17 protein-coding genes are annotated in these 15,468 nt (G+C 70.0%); 10 read left to right on the top strand and 7 right to left on the bottom strand.

Going from position 1 to position 15,468, the window contains the following annotated elements:
• Positions 1–198 precede the first annotated feature (198 nt).
• On the top strand, positions 199–795 hold the full coding sequence (locus ABZ297_RS33785; protein ID WP_355354888.1) for a hypothetical protein: 597 nt from the start codon (positions 199–201) through the stop codon (positions 793–795).
• A gap of 58 nt (positions 796–853) precedes the next feature.
• Entirely contained in the window at positions 854–1,432 is a 579-nt protein-coding gene (locus tag ABZ297_RS33780; protein ID WP_355354885.1) for a Uma2 family endonuclease, read from the top strand.
• A gap of 129 nt (positions 1,433–1,561) precedes the next feature.
• On the opposite strand, the gene ABZ297_RS33775 is transcribed toward ABZ297_RS33780, so the two are convergent.
• On the bottom strand, positions 1,562–2,182 hold the full coding sequence (locus ABZ297_RS33775) for a hypothetical protein (protein ID WP_355354882.1): 621 nt from the start codon (positions 2,180–2,182) through the stop codon (positions 1,562–1,564).
• A 229-nt stretch (positions 2,183–2,411) separates the two neighbouring features.
• On the opposite strand from ABZ297_RS33775, the gene ABZ297_RS33770 reads away from it, so the two are divergent.
• On the top strand, positions 2,412–3,290 hold the full coding sequence (locus ABZ297_RS33770; protein WP_355354879.1) for an RIO1 family regulatory kinase/ATPase: 879 nt from the start codon (positions 2,412–2,414) through the stop codon (positions 3,288–3,290).
• Positions 3,291–3,352: 62 nt separating this feature from the next.
• Here the strand turns inward: ABZ297_RS33770 and uvrB are convergent, their stop codons facing one another.
• Positions 3,353–5,461: an excinuclease ABC subunit UvrB gene (uvrB, locus tag ABZ297_RS33765; protein WP_355354876.1), complete on the bottom strand. Its 2,109-nt coding sequence runs from the start codon at positions 5,459–5,461 to the stop codon at positions 3,353–3,355.
• A 223-nt stretch (positions 5,462–5,684) separates the two neighbouring features.
• On the opposite strand from uvrB, the gene ABZ297_RS33760 reads away from it, so the two are divergent.
• The 3 genes from ABZ297_RS33760 to ABZ297_RS33750 are packed head-to-tail and all read left to right on the top strand — an operon-like array spanning position 5,685 to position 9,282.
• On the top strand, positions 5,685–7,265 hold the full coding sequence (locus ABZ297_RS33760) for an SPFH domain-containing protein (protein ID WP_355354873.1): 1,581 nt from the start codon (positions 5,685–5,687) through the stop codon (positions 7,263–7,265).
• A complete protein-coding gene (locus tag ABZ297_RS33755; RefSeq protein ID WP_355354870.1) occupies positions 7,262–8,500 on the top strand; it encodes an SPFH domain-containing protein in 1,239 nt (412 codons plus the stop codon). Before ABZ297_RS33760 ends, ABZ297_RS33755 begins: the two co-directional genes overlap by 4 nt.
• Before the next feature lie 8 nt (positions 8,501–8,508).
• Positions 8,509–9,282 carry a sporulation protein gene (locus tag ABZ297_RS33750; protein WP_355354867.1) on the top strand — a complete coding sequence of 258 codons (774 nt, stop codon included), beginning with the start codon at positions 8,509–8,511 and terminating at the stop codon, positions 9,280–9,282.
• Positions 9,283–9,293: 11 nt separating this feature from the next.
• Here ABZ297_RS33750 and ABZ297_RS33745 read toward each other — a convergent pair whose 3' ends face one another.
• From ABZ297_RS33745 to ABZ297_RS33735, 3 genes are read right to left on the bottom strand one after another with little or no spacing between them, the layout of a single operon-like run.
• The gene (locus ABZ297_RS33745; RefSeq protein WP_355354864.1) at positions 9,294–9,575 is read right to left on the bottom strand and encodes a hypothetical protein; all 282 of its coding nucleotides are present in this window, start codon (positions 9,573–9,575) and stop codon (positions 9,294–9,296) included.
• A complete protein-coding gene (locus ABZ297_RS33740; RefSeq protein ID WP_355354861.1) occupies positions 9,551–9,745 on the bottom strand; it encodes a hypothetical protein in 195 nt (64 codons plus the stop codon). The genes ABZ297_RS33745 and ABZ297_RS33740 overlap by 25 nt, the downstream gene beginning before the upstream one ends.
• On the bottom strand, positions 9,735–10,622 hold the full coding sequence (locus ABZ297_RS33735; RefSeq protein WP_355354858.1) for a PIG-L family deacetylase: 888 nt from the start codon (positions 10,620–10,622) through the stop codon (positions 9,735–9,737). The genes ABZ297_RS33740 and ABZ297_RS33735 overlap by 11 nt, the downstream gene beginning before the upstream one ends.
• A gap of 180 nt (positions 10,623–10,802) precedes the next feature.
• Here ABZ297_RS33735 and ABZ297_RS33730 point away from each other — a divergent pair, with 180 nt between their 5' ends.
• The 3 genes from ABZ297_RS33730 to ABZ297_RS33720 are packed head-to-tail and all read left to right on the top strand — an operon-like array spanning position 10,803 to position 13,265.
• Positions 10,803–11,840 (top strand): hypothetical protein, encoded by a 1,038-nt coding sequence (locus tag ABZ297_RS33730; protein ID WP_355354855.1) that lies wholly within the window; start codon positions 10,803–10,805, stop codon positions 11,838–11,840.
• Entirely contained in the window at positions 11,837–12,454 is a 618-nt protein-coding gene (locus tag ABZ297_RS33725) for a hypothetical protein (RefSeq protein ID WP_355354852.1), read from the top strand. Before ABZ297_RS33730 ends, ABZ297_RS33725 begins: the two co-directional genes overlap by 4 nt.
• A 10-nt stretch (positions 12,455–12,464) precedes the next feature.
• Entirely contained in the window at positions 12,465–13,265 is an 801-nt protein-coding gene (locus tag ABZ297_RS33720) for an inositol monophosphatase family protein (RefSeq protein ID WP_355354849.1), read from the top strand.
• Positions 13,266–13,276: 11 nt separating this feature from the next.
• Here ABZ297_RS33720 and ABZ297_RS33715 read toward each other — a convergent pair whose 3' ends face one another.
• Positions 13,277–13,717 carry a hypothetical protein gene (locus ABZ297_RS33715; RefSeq protein ID WP_355354846.1) on the bottom strand — a complete coding sequence of 147 codons (441 nt, stop codon included), beginning with the start codon at positions 13,715–13,717 and terminating at the stop codon, positions 13,277–13,279.
• Between the two features lie 42 nt (positions 13,718–13,759).
• Positions 13,760–14,926: an SLC13 family permease gene (locus ABZ297_RS33710; RefSeq protein ID WP_355354843.1), complete on the bottom strand. Its 1,167-nt coding sequence runs from the start codon at positions 14,924–14,926 to the stop codon at positions 13,760–13,762.
• A gap of 57 nt (positions 14,927–14,983) precedes the next feature.
• Here ABZ297_RS33710 and ABZ297_RS33705 point away from each other — a divergent pair, with 57 nt between their 5' ends.
• On the top strand, positions 14,984–15,403 hold the full coding sequence (locus tag ABZ297_RS33705; protein WP_355354840.1) for a toll/interleukin-1 receptor domain-containing protein: 420 nt from the start codon (positions 14,984–14,986) through the stop codon (positions 15,401–15,403).
• The last annotated feature ends 65 nt before the right edge of the window (positions 15,404–15,468 follow it).

Genomic DNA, 15,468 nt, shown 5'->3' with positions numbered 1-15,468 from the left:
GCAGAGGCCCGTCCTGCGTCGGGCCCGTGATGATCACGACCTCGCCGTCCAGCATGCACTCGCTCCCTCCGCGGCCTGTAGCAGCAATGAACCACGGCGATCGCCGAACAATCAAGAGCTTGCTTGGTTGAGGGGGGACGAGCGCCCGCCCGCAAGCCGTCGGAGCCGACTATCCTCTAGGCAGAACCCCTGAAGGAGGTGGCCCCGATCGGCGAGGTCGTGCTCATCGTGCTGGCGATCCTGGCGTTCCTCCTCCTGGCCGCGGGCGTCGCCGTCTACCTGCTGGTCAAGGTCGGCAAGAAGGCCGCCACCAAGGCCAAGCAGGCCACCACGCGCCTGGCCACCCACGTCAACGCGATGGGGCCCGGCGACGCCGCGGAGGTCGAACGTCTCCGGCTCGACCTGCGGCGCGAGGTGTCGCTGACCCGCCAGGCCATCGATCAGGCGCACGGCCGTGGCTGGCACCTCGGCGATCTGCCCAGGCTGATGGCCGACCTGTCGAGCCAGGCCGAGGTGCACGACGGCCAGCTCGGGATGTACGCCCAGCAACGCCGCATGTCACCGTACGTCGACCACGCCACGCTCGACCGGCTCCGCGAGCACCAGGCCAAGCTGACGTCCATGTGCGCCCGCATCCGCGCCGACCTGCTCGGCGACCAGGTCCACCACGCCGCCACCGGCATCGACGACCTCCACGCCCGCACCGAGCTGGAGATCGAGTCCCGCCGCCCCGCCCCCGACCCCCTCGACGAGATCGACCGCCTCTACAGCCGGGAGCGCAAAGACCTCTCGTGATGACCACTCATCGCGGCATGATGAAAGCGCGGCGTGACATCCCCGAAGAGGCGCAACGATGACCACGGCTTTCCCAGAGTGGTTCTACCCCGGCCCGCCAGGTGGGTGGACTGCCGACATGCTCGATCACCTTCCCCCCGACGCGCCGAAGCACGTCGAGCTGATCGATGGGTCACTCATCATGATGCCGCCGCAGACGACGTTCCACATGCTCGCTCTCCGTCTCTTCGAGAATCGCCTTACGCCACCCGAAGAGCTACTCGTGGCCCGCGAGATGACGGTCACCCTCGGTATGCGGCAGCGGCCCGAACCCGACATCCTTCTCGTAAAGCGGGCCGCCTTCCGAGACGGGCTGACTTCCTTCAAGCCTGAGGATGTTCATCTGGTCGTCGAGGTCGTCTCCGCGGAATCGCGAGAGCGTGATCGAATGACCAAGCCGATCAAGTACTCTGACGCTGGCATCGCATACTTCTGGCGCGTGGAGGAGGAGAAACCGCGCCTGCCGGTTGTCTACACGTTCGAGCTGGAACCCGCGGTCAAGGCGTACGTCCCCACCGGTGTCCACCGTGGGCGGCTCCAGACCTACATCGGCTTCGACGTGGACATCGATCTCGACCTCGACAAGGTCATCGGCTGACCTCGCGGCTCAGCGCGCACACCGCCTGGCGCTTCGGCGCACGTCCCACCTCGCGGCTCTGCACGGGGCACAGCTCGCGGGTCAGCGCACGCCACACCTGGCACATCGACGCACGTCCCAGCGTGCGGGTCAGTGCGCGCCCCACTCCCCATAGATGTACTCGGCGAACTCCGCCTCGGTGGCGCCGTCGTTCAGCAGGGCCTTGCCCGCCTGCGCCTCGGCCGTGGTGGGCAGCCGTCCTTCGAGCAGGAGCGGAAGCAACAGCCGCCGCGCCAGCAGCTCGGGCGGCGAGATCCCCGACGGCCTGCGCACCACCGACACGTTGACGCGCAGCCCGTGCTCGTTCCCCGGTGTCACGCCCGGCCGATCGATCTCGATGGCGGCGTAGCGGAAGCCGTTGGCAAGGTCGCACGAGGCGCATCCGGCGGGGCCTCTGCTGAGCCTGCCGCCGCACTCGTCGCAGGTCAGCCGGTCATAGGCGGCGTCGACCACCCGCCACAGGTGCTTGTCGGGCTCGTCGACCACCATCTCGGCGATGGCCCGCTCCTCGGCGGGAACGAGGTCGGCGACGCCCCGCTTCTCGCCGAGGTCGGAGACGACCACGGCCCGGCCGGGGACGGTCGTGGCGAACTCGGCGGCGAGGAACGCCCGCCAGCCCTCCTCGACGATCTCGTCGACCAGCGCCGCGCATCGGGCGCAGCCTGGGGCTCCAGCCGGCTCCCAGTGAGAGCAAACTCCGCATCGCCGCATGTCCTGCACCGTACAAGCCCGGTGGGAGACGTTCACCTGATTATTCGGTTGCCCCGCCACGATGATCCACGGCATACTCGCACGAGTTGATCGCTGTCGGCGTGAAGGGAGGGTGAGACCGTGACGACGACTGTTCGCGTGCCGTTTTCCGCGTCCTCATACCTTCCCACCGGTCATCCGCTGACCTGATCGCCGAGCCGGTGGGCTTCGTTTCTGGAGAGATCCCACCGTGCCTAAGCACTCGCAACACCGCCGCCGTGGCAAGTACGCCCTCGACGCCGACGACATCGAATGGCTCGAGAGCACGCCCGAGACGTCCGCCGACGACGGGCCGCCCGAGGGCGACCGCTGGTCCACATGGGACCAGAGCACGCCCACCGAGCGCGGCCCTCAGCCCTATCCGAGCTGGCTGGTCACCGAGCTGGCCGCCGTCGACACCGAGCTGGGCATTCTCAAGACCGGCAAGGAAGCCGACGTCCATCTGATCTCGCGTGGGGTTCCCGGCACCGACCGGGTGTGCCTGCTGGCCGCCAAGCGCTACCGGTCCTCCGAGCACCGTCTCTTCCACCGTGACGCCGGATACCTCGAAGGCCGCACGACCCGCGAGAGCCGTATGAACCGGGCCATGGCCAACCGCACCGCGTTCGGCAAGCAGGTGATCGCGGGCCAGTGGGCGGTCGCCGAGTTCGGGGCGCTGTGCCGCCTGCGGAAGCTGGGCCTGCCGGTGCCGTACCCGGTGCAGATCGTCGGCACGGAGATCCTTCAGGAGTTCGTCGGCACCTCGGACGGCTACGCCGCCCCGCGCCTGGCCAACGTCTCAGAAGACCTGGACGAGCTGTGGAAGCAGCTGGTGGAGGCGATGGTCACGCTGGCCAGGGAGGGCCTGGCGCACGGCGACCTGTCGGCGTACAACCTGCTGGTACACGAGGGCGGGCTGGTCATCATCGACCTGCCGCAGATCGTGGACGTGATCGCGCACCCGGCGGGCCGGTCGTTCCTCGACCGCGACGCCCGCAACGTGGCGACCTGGTTCGCCGCCAAGGGGGTCACCGCCGCCGACCCCGACGCGCTCTCCGCGCTGCTCCACCGGGAGGCGGGCATGAGCTGACCCCCGCCGCCCGGGAGGCTACGGTCGCTCCTTGACCCCCGCCTCCCGGTAGGCGGCGGTCGCTACTTGACCCCGGCCTCTCGCATGTCGCGGAGCTCCCGCTTCAGCTCCTTGATCTCGTCGCGCAGCCGGGCCGCCACCTCGAACTGCAGGTCGGCCGCCGCCTGGTGCATCTGCTCCGTCAGCGACTCGATCAGCGACTCCATCTGCGCCCGCGGCATCTCCCCCGCGATCGCCCTGGCGTGCTGCCCCGCCTGCTTGGCGGTGAAGCCCGGGACGGGGGCCTTGCCGCGGGACTGCTGCCGGCCGGCGCCCATGAGCTGCTGGGTGTCGGCGTCCTCGCGCTGCAGCGAGTCGAGGATGTCGGCGATCTTCTTGCGCAGCGGCTGCGGGTCGATGCCGTTGGCCTGGTTGAAGGCGACCTGCTTGGCCCGCCGCCGGTTGGTCTCGTCGATGGCCCGCTCCATCGACGGGGTGATCTTGTCGGCGTACATGTGGACCTGGCCGGAGACGTTTCTCGCCGCTCGGCCGATCGTCTGGATCAGGGACGTCTCGGAGCGGAGGAAGCCCTCCTTGTCGGCGTCGAGGATCGCCACCAGCGACACCTCGGGCAGGTCGAGGCCCTCACGCAGGAGGTTGATGCCGACCAGGACGTCGAACTCGCCGGTGCGCAGCTCGCGCAGCAGCTCGATGCGGCGCAGCGTGTCGACCTCGCTGTGCAGGTAGCGGACGCGGATGCCGAGCTCGAGCAGGTAGTCGGTCAGGTCTTCGGCCATCTTCTTGGTGAGCGTGGTGACCAGGGCGCGCTCATCGCGGTCGGCCCGGGCGCGGATCTCGTGGACGAGGTCGTCGATCTGCCCCTTGGTCGGCTTCACCACGACCTCGGGATCGACCAGCCCGGTGGGACGGATGACCTGCTCCACCACGTCGCCCTTGACCCGCCCCAGCTCGTACGGCCCCGGCGTGGCCGACAGGTAGACCGTCTGGCCGATGCGATCCAGGAACTCCTCCCACTTCAGCGGCCGGTTGTCGAGCGCGGACGGCAGCCGGAACCCGTGCTCGACGAGGGTGCGCTTGCGGGAGGCGTCGCCCTCGTACATGGCGCCGATCTGCGGCACGGTCTGGTGCGACTCGTCGAGCACCAGCACGAAGTCTTCCGGGAAGTAGTCGAGCAGCGTGTTGGGGGCGCTGCCGGCGGCCCGCCCGTCCATGTGGCGCGAGTAGTTCTCGATGCCGGAGCAGGTGCCGATCTGGCGCATCATCTCGATGTCGTACGTGGTGCGCATGCGCAGCCGCTGCGCCTCCAGCAGCTTGCCCTGGCGTTCCAGCTCCGACAGCCGCTCGGCCAGCTCGGCCTCGATGCCGCCCACGGCCGCCGCCATCCGCTCCTCGCCCGCGACGTAGTGGGAGGCGGGGAAGATGTACAGCTCTTCGTCTTCGGTGATGACCTCGCCGGTCAGCGGGTGCATGGTCGAGAGCTTCTCGATCTCGTCGCCGAACATCTCGATGCGGACCGCGAGCTCCTCGTACTTCGGGATGATCTCGATCGTGTCGCCGCGGACCCGGAAGGTGCCCCGGGTGAAGGCGAGGTCGTTGCGCGCGTACTGCATGTCGACCAGGCGGCGCAGGAGCTGGTCGCGGTCGATGTCCATGCCGACGCTGAGCCTGGCCATGCGGTCGACGTACTCCTGCGGCGTGCCCAGGCCGTAGATGCACGACACGGACGCCACCACGATCGTGTCGCGCCGGGTGAGCAGCGAGTTGGTCGCCGAGTGGCGCAGCCGCTCGACCTCGTCGTTGATCGAGGAGTCTTTCTCGATGTAGGTGTCGCTCTGCGGGACGTACGCCTCAGGCTGGTAATAGTCGTAATAAGAGACGAAATATTCGACCGCATTGTTGGGCAGCATCTCGCGCAGCTCGTTCGCGAACTGGGCGGCGAGCGTCTTGTTGGGCTGCATGACCAGCGCGGGCCGCTGCAGCCGCTCGATCAGCCAGGCGATCGAGGCCGTCTTGCCCGTGCCCGTCGCGCCCAGCAGGACGTTGTCCTTCTCCCCGGCCTTGACGCGGCGCTCCAGCTCGGCGATGGCCGTCGGCTGGTCGCCCGAAGGAGTCATCTCGGTGACAACCTCGAAGGGCGCCACCTTCCGCTGCAAATCTGTGACCGGTCGCATGCTGCCCACTGTAGGCCGCGCCACTGACAGAACTCGTCGGCGGGCCTCGGGCCCGGCCGAGGCCCGCGGCGTTCCAACGGGTGCGCGGTGCTAAGCCATGGCGGTGAGCGCCCCCGCGAGCCGAGGAACGCCCGATATAGCCCCGTAAACCCCGTCGTTGCAAGCGATCAGCAAGTCTCACCCGATACGGTCTGATTCGCCTGTAGCGGAAAAGGAAGGTGCGATGTCACGACCCAGAGAAGCCTTGATCCAGGCAGGCCAGGGCGTAGCCCAGGCGGTCCTCCAGGGGGGTGATGTGCGCCAGGCCGTCGGGCAGGCGATAAACCAGGCAGGCCAGTTCCAGGTGCCGGGGCAGCCGGGGCAGCCGGGGCAGGCCCCGGGGTTCGCGCTCAACCCGCACGACTTCGCCGCCGCCCGCGACGGCGGCGCGTCCGTCGGCACGCTGATCGAGGCCAGGACGGCGTCGCTGAACGAGGCCGGCGAGATCGTCAACCGCAGCTTCGCCGAGAACGGCATGCACGTCATCTCGCCCGTCGTGATCCCCAAGGGCAGCACCGCGAAGGTGGTCGTGCCGCTGGCCATCCTGGTCGTGCTCGGCCTGATCGGCGCGCTCGGCAACGTCATCCCGAACACCGAGGTGTTCTTCGGCCCGCACTACTGGATCGTGCTCGTGCTGGCCGCCGCGTTCCTGTGGTGGCGACGCAGCGTGGTCATGGTGCCCGAGGGCTGCAAGGCGCTGATCACCAAGTTCGGCAAGCTGGTGCAGATCGCCGAGCCCGGACGGGTGACGCTGTTCAACCCGTGGAAGCGGGTCAGCTACATCGTCAACACCACCCGCGAGTACCCGTTCAACGCGCCGATCCGCGAGGCGCCGACGCAGCAGGGCGTCAAGGCGAGCGTCGACCTGTTCCTGCAGTTCAGGATCGAGAACCCGGCCGAGTTCATCTTCGTGCTCGGCTCGGTCAGCGGCTTCCAGTCCAAGCTGCAGAACGCCATCAGCGAGGTCACCCGCTCGCTCATCTACGCGCAGCGGGCGGAGGACATCTACGACCTGGTGGGCGAGAGCACGGTGGGCATGCTGGACAACCTCAACCAGCAGTTCCTGCCCGCCGTCCGGCTGACGGATGTGAACATCACGCACGCCGAGCCGTCCAGCCAGGAGTACCGGATGGACCTCGCCGCGCCCGAGATGGTCCGGGTGGCCAAGGAGGCCTACACCTACGAGTACGAGCTGCAGCTGCGCAAGGAGCAGAACGAGGGCGACCTGATCAAGGAGCTGGCGGGGCTGCAGGAGACGCTGAGCGCGATCCAGGCCGAGATCGCCGGCTACCAGGCGCGCATGGACACCGCGCTGGAACGGGCCTCGCACCAGGCCAAGGCGCAGGCCAGGCAGCGGCTGGTCGAGGCGGAGTCGTCGGCCAACGCCAACTCGGCGCTCCTGGAGGCGCAGGCGCTGGACATCAGGGCGCTGTCCGCCGCCGAGGCGCCGGAGATCCTCGACTACCGCTTCCAGCAGGACCTGCTGGACAAGCTGGAGTCGGTCTCGGCGAGGCTGCCGCAGGTGGTGCAGGTGGGCGAGCAGAGCGACATCGACTTCCTGGCCCTGGCGCAGCAGCTCGTCGGCGGCACGGGGGCGGCGCTGTTCTCGCCCGAGGACATGGCCGCCATCCGCTCCAGGCTCGCCGAGATCGGCGAGCGCGTGCGCAACAGGGAGGACGAGATCGCCGCACTGCTCAAGAAGGTGGCGGAAGAAGTGGCGGAGGCGCCGGAGGACGTGCCGGCCATCGAGGGTGAGGTCCGATGAGCCGCGAGTTCTCGAAGATCAAGGAGTCTCTGGCCTCCTGGTCCGACATCAGGCAGCTGCTGCGCGGCGGCGAGCAGGGCCAGCTCGTGCCCGTGGTGATCCCCAAGGACCGGCGCGGGTTCGCCTGGGTGTCGGTGCTGCTCCTGGCGCTGTACTTCGCCGGGACGGCGGTCATGGCCAGCGATCCCGTCACGACCGTCCTGGCCGTGATCGCGGCGCTGTTCCTGCTGCTCGTCGCGCTGATCTGGATCTGGCGCAAGGCGATCATCGAGATCGAGGAGGGCACCACCGGCGTGCGCAGCCGCTGGGGCGCCATCACGGGCACGCTGCCTCCCGGCCGGCACTACCTGTGGCTGCCGTGGGACCGGGTGGACGCGGTCGTCGACACCTCCACCGAGATCCCGTACTCCGCGCCGATCGTGGCCTGCCCGACGGCCGAGAACGTGCCGCTGAAGTCCATCGAGTTCTTCCTGAAGTTCCGCATCGTGGACCCGGTCGCGTTCGTCAGGACGATCGGCGCGGGCAACTTCGACCTGGTCCTGGCCAGCGCCGTCCAGGACGCCATCAGGCAGCGCAGCCGCAGGGTGAACACCGAACGCGCGTACGACCTGCGCGGCTCCGACGTCGGCGACATGCAGGAGGCGCTCAACCGCCAGCTCGGCCGGTACGGCGTGCGCGTCACCGGCGCCAACATCCCCGACGTGCAGCTGCCCGACCAGTACCAGCAGCACCTGGCGACCCGCGAGAAGGTCGCCAAGGAGCTGTCGGCCTACGAACGCGAGTGGGAGCTGACCCGCAAGCGCCGCATCGACACCCTGCTCATGGAGATCGAGCGCTCCAAGAAGACCCGCGACGCCCGCGTCGTCGAGGTCAAGGCCGCGCACAACAAGGCGCGCAAGGACGTCGCCCGGATGCTGGAGGAGCAGGAGACCGAGGCCCAGCGGGTGCGCTGGGAGATCGAGGCGCGCGGAAGAGCCGAGCTGACCGCGGCCGAGAACGAGGCCAAGGCGCTGCGCCGGCTGGCCGAGTCGTACCGCGACAACCGGGCCGTGCTGCAGTACGAGCTGGCCCGCAGGCGCCTGGACGTGGGCGCCAAGCTGGCGGAGAGCGCCCCCCAGCCGCTGGTGGTCCGCACCCAGCAGGGCACCGGCGACTCCGCACTGTCCACCCTGCTGCTCGCCCAGTTGCTCCCCCGCATCTCGGCCGGCGGCAACGGCCACGCACCGACCGCATAGGAGAACCCATGGTGTTCCGCAAGCTGATGGCCGCGTTCGGCGCGGGCGTCGAAGTCGACACGGTCCTGTCGAGCACCGGTGTCCGTCCCGGCGAGCCGCTGCGCGGGGTGGTCAACTTCCGCGGCGGCAACTCCGACTACAAGGTCGAGGGCATCCACCTGGACCTGACCGCGGTGGTCGAGGTGGAGCGCGGCGACGAGGAGTACAAGACGACCTACAGCTTCCTGCGCCGGCAGGTGGCCGGTTCGTTCCAGCTCGCGGCGGGCGCCGAGCACAGCCAGCCGTTCGAGATCCCGACGCCGTGGGAGACGCCGATCAGCGCGATCGGCGGGCACCCGCTGCACGGCATGAAGCTGGGCGTGCAGACCGAGCTGGCGCTGGCCGGCGCGCTCGACAAGGGCGACCTGGACCCGCTGTTCGTCAACCCGCTGCCCGCCCAGGAGTACGTCATCGCCGCGCTCGACCGGCTCGGCTTCGCCTTCAAGAAGGCCGACCTGGAGCGCGGGACGCTGTACGGCTCGACCATGCCGTTCTTCCAGGAGATCGAGTACTACGCGGGCGGGCCGTGGCGGCGCCACTTCAACGAGCTGGAGCTGACGTTCATCGCCGGCCCGCGGCAGATGGACGTCATCCTGGAGGCCGACAAGCGGGGCGGGTTCCTGACCTCCAGCCACGACGCCTACAACCGTTTCACGGTCGGCTACGACGACCACCCGGGCTCGGCGGACCAGGCGTTGCAGCACGGCCTGGAGCAGATGGCGCGCCGCCGCGGCTGGTTCTGACCCCCGGGCCGCTACGCGTGGGCCACGGCCAGGAGATGGCCGCTGACGCCGAGCAGCGAAGGCACCGACTCCAGGCGGCGGGCGGCCGCGAGCAGCAGCTCGCGCCGCTCGCCGTCGTCGAGCCAGTCGTCGACGTCGCCGTAGAGCCAGAACGCGCCCTCCAGCCCGTACCGCGCGGGCTCGGTGAGCCCGGCGTCGGCGAACTCCGCGAAGATCTCGTCGGGATCGTGGAAGTACCCGCGGAACCCTCCGGCGCGCGGCGACACCATCACGCCGGTGTCGCCGCCAGCCACTCGGCGTGCACGCCGGTGCCGCCGCCCACGTCGAGCACCCGCGCCGGAGCCGACGGCAGCACCCGGCGCAGGACGTCCTGGGTGCGCCAGAACTCCAGCCGCCCGCGCCCCTCGCGTAACCGCGTCAGCTCGCCGCCACGCTGGTAGTAGCCGAGAACGTCATGGTCCATGATCGGGAATCCTATACATGCGCTCGATCCAGGCCCGATAGCGCCAGCCGCCCACCCGGTAGTCGTGGCGGGTGTACTCGCCGAACACCTGGCGCTTGAGTTCGCGCAGCCGGGCGGCGACGTTCGGGGCCCAGCCGGTCATCGGGTAGCCGCGGTACGACGCTCTCCGCATCCGCAGCCCCTGGAGGGCGGCCAGCGCGAAGCGGGCCGAGGCGACGTGGTCGGGGTGGTCGCCGCGCCGGGTGTGGAGCGGCGGATCGGGATCGAGCGTGCGCAGCACGTTCGATCCGAACCTGACGTACAGGACGTGCAGCGCGGCGATGACGTCCTCCCTGCTCACGCAGGGCCCGCCGGGGAGGTACACCCGCACGCACGCCCCGCCCTTCCACAGCCGGGTGAGCGCGTAGCGGCCGCCGTCGGCGCGCGGGTCGCCGCCGTCGGGCAGCCTGGCGAAGACCAGCCTGACCCTCGGCCTGTCGACGAGGGTGTCCATCGTCAACGGCAGCCTCCCCGCCTTCAGCGGGGTGGAGCGCCACGCGTTGCGCACCCCGGCCAGATAGGCGTAGGCGGCGCGCACGCCGTCCTCCCGGTCGCGGACGTACACGGACGGGTCGCGCTCGTCGTCGAACCCGGCGGTGCCCTCGCCCGCGGTGAGGTAGACCGTGACCGTCGGCCGCCCCTGGGCGACCGCCCCGTACAGGTCGGGGCTCATGAACAGCAGGTCGTCGTCGGGATGCGCGACGACCTGCAGGAACCGCTCGCCCGGCGACGGCATGTCGGCGACCGCGGCCGCCACCTGCACCGTCACCGGGCAGACGGTGAACGCCACGAGCGTCAGCGCGAGCAGGCTCGCGCACAGCACACGTATCCCCTTCATCCCCACCCCCGTGTCGCAGCAAGCGTAGGCATCGGGACGACCCGAGCACATGAGCTCCAAGGTGGATCTGTTCACTCATTCTCGGGTATGACGTCGTGGCTTTACGTGTGCTGGCAGTCGCATGACGCAGTCGTTAACATGACCTTGGGGACTGACTGATCGTCGGATGCGGGGCGAGCGATGGCACGGTTCACTGCGGCGTCGAAGCGGCTCGCGGCATGGGCGGCCCAGAACGCCGACGGTGCGATCGCCCTCGGCCTGGCGATCGTGGTCGGCGTCCTCGGCGTCCTCCCCGACGACGTCTTCGGCAAGGACGGGGTGGACATCCAGCGGCAGCTCGTCAGCTCGTCCACACTGGTGATCCTGGCGCTGGTGGCGACCGCGCTGCTGCGCGACCGGGTCCGCCAGGCGCCCGTCGAGGAGACGATCACCTCGGGCGCGCTCGCCGACCTGCCGGTGCGGCTGGCCCGGCTGGAACAGATCGAGACCCTGGTCACCGGCACCCGCAGAGCCCTCGACTCGCTCCAGCTCGTCAGGGTGCTCGGCAGCCGCCAGGAGATCGCGCAGGCGCACGCCGACGCCCGCAAGGACACCACCCGATGGAGCTTCAAGGGCGGCACCGGCACCTACCTGCGCGCGGTCACGCTGCCCGAGTGCGTCGCCGCCGCCCGCAGGGACAAGCGCCACCTGACGGTCAGGATCGAGGTCATCGACCCGTCCGACGTGGAGGTGTGCGAGACGTACGCGCACTACCGGCGCTCCCTGTCCGACGCGCCCGACGGCACCGGCGAGACGTGGACGACCGACAGGGCCAGGAAGGAGTCCTACGCGACGATCCTGGCCGCGTTCTGGCACCGGCAACGCTACGGGCTGCTCGACATCGGGGTCGGCCTGTCGTCCACGATGACGACGTTCCGCTGGGACCTGTCGTCCACCCGCCTGATCATGACGGTCGAGGACCCGAACCGGGCGATGACCGCGCTGGCCGACACGTTCTACTACGAGAACTGCGACACCGAGCTGCGGCTCAGCTTCGAGCAGGCGCGCCGGGTGCCGCTGGAGACCTACAAACGGGTGCCGCTCAGCGACGAGCCCACCGTCGAGGAGGTGCAGGAGCTGTTCGAGCGGATCGGGGTGCCTCTGCCCAAGTCGTACGACCTGCGCGACATCGTCGACATCGCCCGCAAGGCGCTGCGTGCCCGGGACCCGTACGCATGAGCTACCCCAGCGTCTACCAGCAGGTCGTCGAGGGACGCGCGCGGACCTGGGCGCTGCGGGCGCTGTCCGGGCCCGGCATCACGGCCGTGCGCCACCCGCTCGGCTTCGTCTGCCTGCCGCTGGAGCGCGACGGCGGCGAAGGGGTGTGCGTGCACCTGTGGTCCGACTCGCTGCCCCACGCCAGGAGCACCACGTCCCAGATCCACTGCCACAGCTGGGACCTCGTCAGCCACGTCCTGTACGGGCAGGTGCGCAACGTGCACGCGGTCGTCACCGACGCCGGTCAGGACGCCACCCACCGCGTGTTCGAGGTGGTCAGCGCCGCCGACGGCGACCGCATCTCGCCCACCCGCCGCACCGTGCGGCACGCGACCGGGCTGGTGGAGTCGTTCGGCCCCGGCGACACCTACACGCTGGCCGCCGACCGTTTCCACAGCAGCGTGGTGCCCGAGGGCGGCGAGGCCGCCACGATCGCGCTCGGACGGGGGCGTCCCGGCAGCCACGACCTGTCGCTCGGGCCGCTCGGCGGGAGCGTCCACCACGTGTTCAGAGAGCCGCTCGACGCCGAGGAGACGGCCCGCGCCGTCCGCCTGATCACCGCCCGCCTGACCTGAGGGGTGCCCGATGGATCTGGATCACGCTCGCGCGGTCGCCGTGGAGGCCGCCGAGGCGGCGGGCGCGCTGCTGCTGGAGGGGGCGCGGGGCGCGCTCGGCGTCCGGCCCAAGGGCGGGTCCGGGGACGTGGTCACCGACCTGGACCTGGCCTCGGAGAAGCTGCTGGTGGAGCGGATCCTCACGGCGTACCCGTCGCACGCGGTGATCGCGGAGGAGTCGGGGCTGCTCGGGGCGTCCGGTGGGGAGTGGACGTGGCTGGTCGACCCGCTCGACGGCACCAACAACGTGGCGATCGGGCTGCCCGCGTACGTGGTGGGTGTGGCGCTGTGCCACGCGGGACGTCCGATGGTGGGCGTGGTGCACGATCCGGTCACCGCCCAGACCTGGTCGGCGATCCGCGGGTGCGGCGCCGTGACGGCGTCCGGGGCGCGGCTGGCGGCGCCGTACCGGCCCGCACCGCACGGGCCGCTGCTGGCCTGGACCCAGGGGTACGCCGTGGCCAGGGACGACGCGACCGTGCGGGCGCTCAAGGGCACGCTGGAACTCGCGGCGCGGCGGGTGCTGCAGCTGTGGGCGCCGCTGCTGTCGTGGGCGATGCTGGCCAGGGGCGACATCGACGGCATCGTCGGCTACCGGGCGGAGTCGGTGGACCTGCCGGCGGGGGCGCTGATCGCCCAGGAGGCGGGCATCGAGATCCGCGCCCTGGACGGCGGGGCGTTCGAGGAGAGCATCGACGGGACGGCCGAGGACCGCAGCTTCGTGGCCGCCCACCCCCGGGCCCTCCCCCACCTCCTCGATCTCCTCCGCTGACCCGCCCGGGGCTACTTGAGCTTGTACTCGCACGTCCCCTTGCCGGAGGCGACCTGCTCGCCGTCCACGGAGATGCGACAGGCGGCCGCCTCGAGCTGTCCGTTCGCCGTCTGCGACGAGCCGGCCACGATCGACAGCAGGTGCCCGACCTCGCGTTCGGCGCCGACCACCTCGACCTTGAACGTCTTGGACCACGGCAGGTCCACGCCGCTGGCCGTGCCGTCCTCGTCGGCGACGTACATGATCGGCTGCATCGCCTTGCCCTTGCCGAGCACCTCGAACGTGACGGTGTGCGTCTGGTTATCGGCGGGTGCGGACGAGGCGGGCGCCGCGGCCGGAGCGCTGGACGTCGGCGAACTGGAGGTGGCTTCGGGCGCCGCCGCGCCGGAGGAGCCGCACCCGGCGAGCGCGAGGACCAGACCGAAACCAGCAATATAGTGGGATTTGAGCATGTCCTTAATCTTCCATGACTCAGGCGTGTGGTCGGCCGCCGGTCAGGTGGTGGCGACCAGCGCCCAGACGGTGGCGAGGAGGCCGACGACGGCCAGGCCCGCGCCCGTGAGGAGGAAGCGCGGCATGGGCACCTTCACATCGTGGCGGCGGCAGGACTCGAACCAGAGCAGCGTCGCCAGGGACGCCCACGGGGTGATGACGGGCCCCACATTGGTGCCCGCCAGCAGGGCCAGGAGCTGGTCCTGGTTCGAGACGACCCCCTCTACCGCCTTGTACGCGGGCAGGTTGTTGATCGCGTTCGACAGCCCCGCGCCGACGGCGGCCGTGCGGTACGGGTCCTGGTCGACGCCGATCATCCAGCTCATCAGGTCGGCCAGGCCGTGCCGGCTGAGCGTGGGCACGACCAGGAACAGGCCCGTCACGAAGATCACCAGCTGCCACGGGACGAGACGCCAGGTCAGCCGGCCGCGCTCGCGGACGAGGAACGCCAGCACGACGATCAGCGCCGCGGCCGAGGCGGCGACGGCGACGTGCACCTTCAGCAGCAGCGCGCCGATGAAGACCACGCAGGCGACGGACGCGGCGGCGAACACGACCCGGTCGGCGACCGGCTCCAGCAGCGGCGGCGTGTAGCGCGCGTCGCGGCGCTGACCCCGGCGCCAGTAGAAGATCCACAGGAAGGCCATGGTCACCGCGATCGAGGCTAGCTGGGGCGCCCACATGCGGGCGGCGAACTGCTGCGCGTCGAGGCCCAGCTTGTTCATGGCGAGGAGGTTGGTCAGGTTCGAGACAGGCAGCAGCAGGCTGGCCGTGTTGGCGAGCCAGATCGTGGTCAGGGCCAGCGGCAGCGCGGCGATGCGGGCCCTGGGCGCGAGGGCGAGCATGACCGGCGTCAGCAACACCGCAGTCGTATCGAGATTAAGAAAAATCGTGACAAAAGATGCGAACGCCGTACAAAGCAGGAAGAGGGCGGCGTAGTTACCGCGGCCGAACACCGCCAGCCTGGCGGCGATGACGTCGAAGACCTGGGCCTCCTTGGTCAGCTCCGCCAGCACGATGACGGCGACCAGGAAGATCAGCAGCGGCCAGATCGTGTCGAGGCTCTCGACCGCGTCGCGCAGGGGCAGCGCCCCGGTCGCCACGAACAGGAGACCGAGGGCGAGCAGCCCGATCCTGATCCAGTCGAGCACGCCCAGACGCCGCCACACCCGACGATGATCGCACACCGGCTGCGCGATGCCGATTCCGCGGGGATACTGGGCGGCATGGCGCGTGACGGCAGGCCGACCGAGATCTTCGTCAGCTACTCCCCCGCCGACACGGCGTGGGCGACCTGGATCGCCTGGGAACTGGAGGCGGCGGGCTACCGGACGATGATCCAGGCGTGGGACTTCGTCCCCGGCACCAACTTCATCGACTTCATGGACCGCGGCGTCAGCGAGGCGCAGCTGGTCGTGGCGGTGCTCTCCCGCAACTACCTGACCTCCCGCTACGGCCGCCTGGAGTGGCAGGCCGCGCTGCGCGCCGACCCCGACAACCCGTCGAACAAGCTGGTCACGATCCGGCTGGAGGACGTCCAGCTCGAAGGGCTGCTGTCCACGATCACCTGGGTCGACCTGCTCGGCGTCACCGACTCGGGCCAGGCCAGGGCGTTATCTCGCGGGAGGACTTCCGGATCGCGATGACGTCCGCGTTCGTCAAGGGCGACCGGTACGAGCCGGTGTTCAAGCCCGCCACCGTGACAGTGGCC

The sequence above is a fragment of the Nonomuraea sp. NPDC005983 genome (assembly GCF_040614375.1).
In the GTDB taxonomy this organism is placed as follows: Bacteria; Actinomycetota; Actinomycetes; order Streptosporangiales; family Streptosporangiaceae; genus Nonomuraea.
This window is presented reverse-complemented; position numbering and strand designations above follow the sequence as displayed.

Coding starts and splice junctions, on each gene's coding strand:
- ABZ297_RS33780 (WP_355354885.1), top strand. CDS start 854: ATGACCACGGCTTTCCCAGAGTGGTTCTACCCCGGCCCGCCAGGTGGG.
- ABZ297_RS33775 (WP_355354882.1), bottom strand. CDS start 2,182: ATGCGGCGATGCGGAGTTTGCTCTCACTGGGAGCCGGCTGGAGCCCCA.
- uvrB (WP_355354876.1), bottom strand. CDS start 5,461: ATGCGACCGGTCACAGATTTGCAGCGGAAGGTGGCGCCCTTCGAGGTT.
- ABZ297_RS33760 (WP_355354873.1), top strand. CDS start 5,685: ATGTCACGACCCAGAGAAGCCTTGATCCAGGCAGGCCAGGGCGTAGCC.
- ABZ297_RS33755 (WP_355354870.1), top strand. CDS start 7,262: ATGAGCCGCGAGTTCTCGAAGATCAAGGAGTCTCTGGCCTCCTGGTCC.
- ABZ297_RS33750 (WP_355354867.1), top strand. CDS start 8,509: ATGGTGTTCCGCAAGCTGATGGCCGCGTTCGGCGCGGGCGTCGAAGTC.
- ABZ297_RS33740 (WP_355354861.1), bottom strand. CDS start 9,745: ATGGACCATGACGTTCTCGGCTACTACCAGCGTGGCGGCGAGCTGACG.
- ABZ297_RS33735 (WP_355354858.1), bottom strand. CDS start 10,622: ATGAAGGGGATACGTGTGCTGTGCGCGAGCCTGCTCGCGCTGACGCTC.
- ABZ297_RS33730 (WP_355354855.1), top strand. CDS start 10,803: ATGGCACGGTTCACTGCGGCGTCGAAGCGGCTCGCGGCATGGGCGGCC.
- ABZ297_RS33725 (WP_355354852.1), top strand. CDS start 11,837: ATGAGCTACCCCAGCGTCTACCAGCAGGTCGTCGAGGGACGCGCGCGG.
- ABZ297_RS33720 (WP_355354849.1), top strand. CDS start 12,465: ATGGATCTGGATCACGCTCGCGCGGTCGCCGTGGAGGCCGCCGAGGCG.
- ABZ297_RS33715 (WP_355354846.1), bottom strand. CDS start 13,717: ATGCTCAAATCCCACTATATTGCTGGTTTCGGTCTGGTCCTCGCGCTC.
- ABZ297_RS33705 (WP_355354840.1), top strand. CDS start 14,984: ATGGCGCGTGACGGCAGGCCGACCGAGATCTTCGTCAGCTACTCCCCC.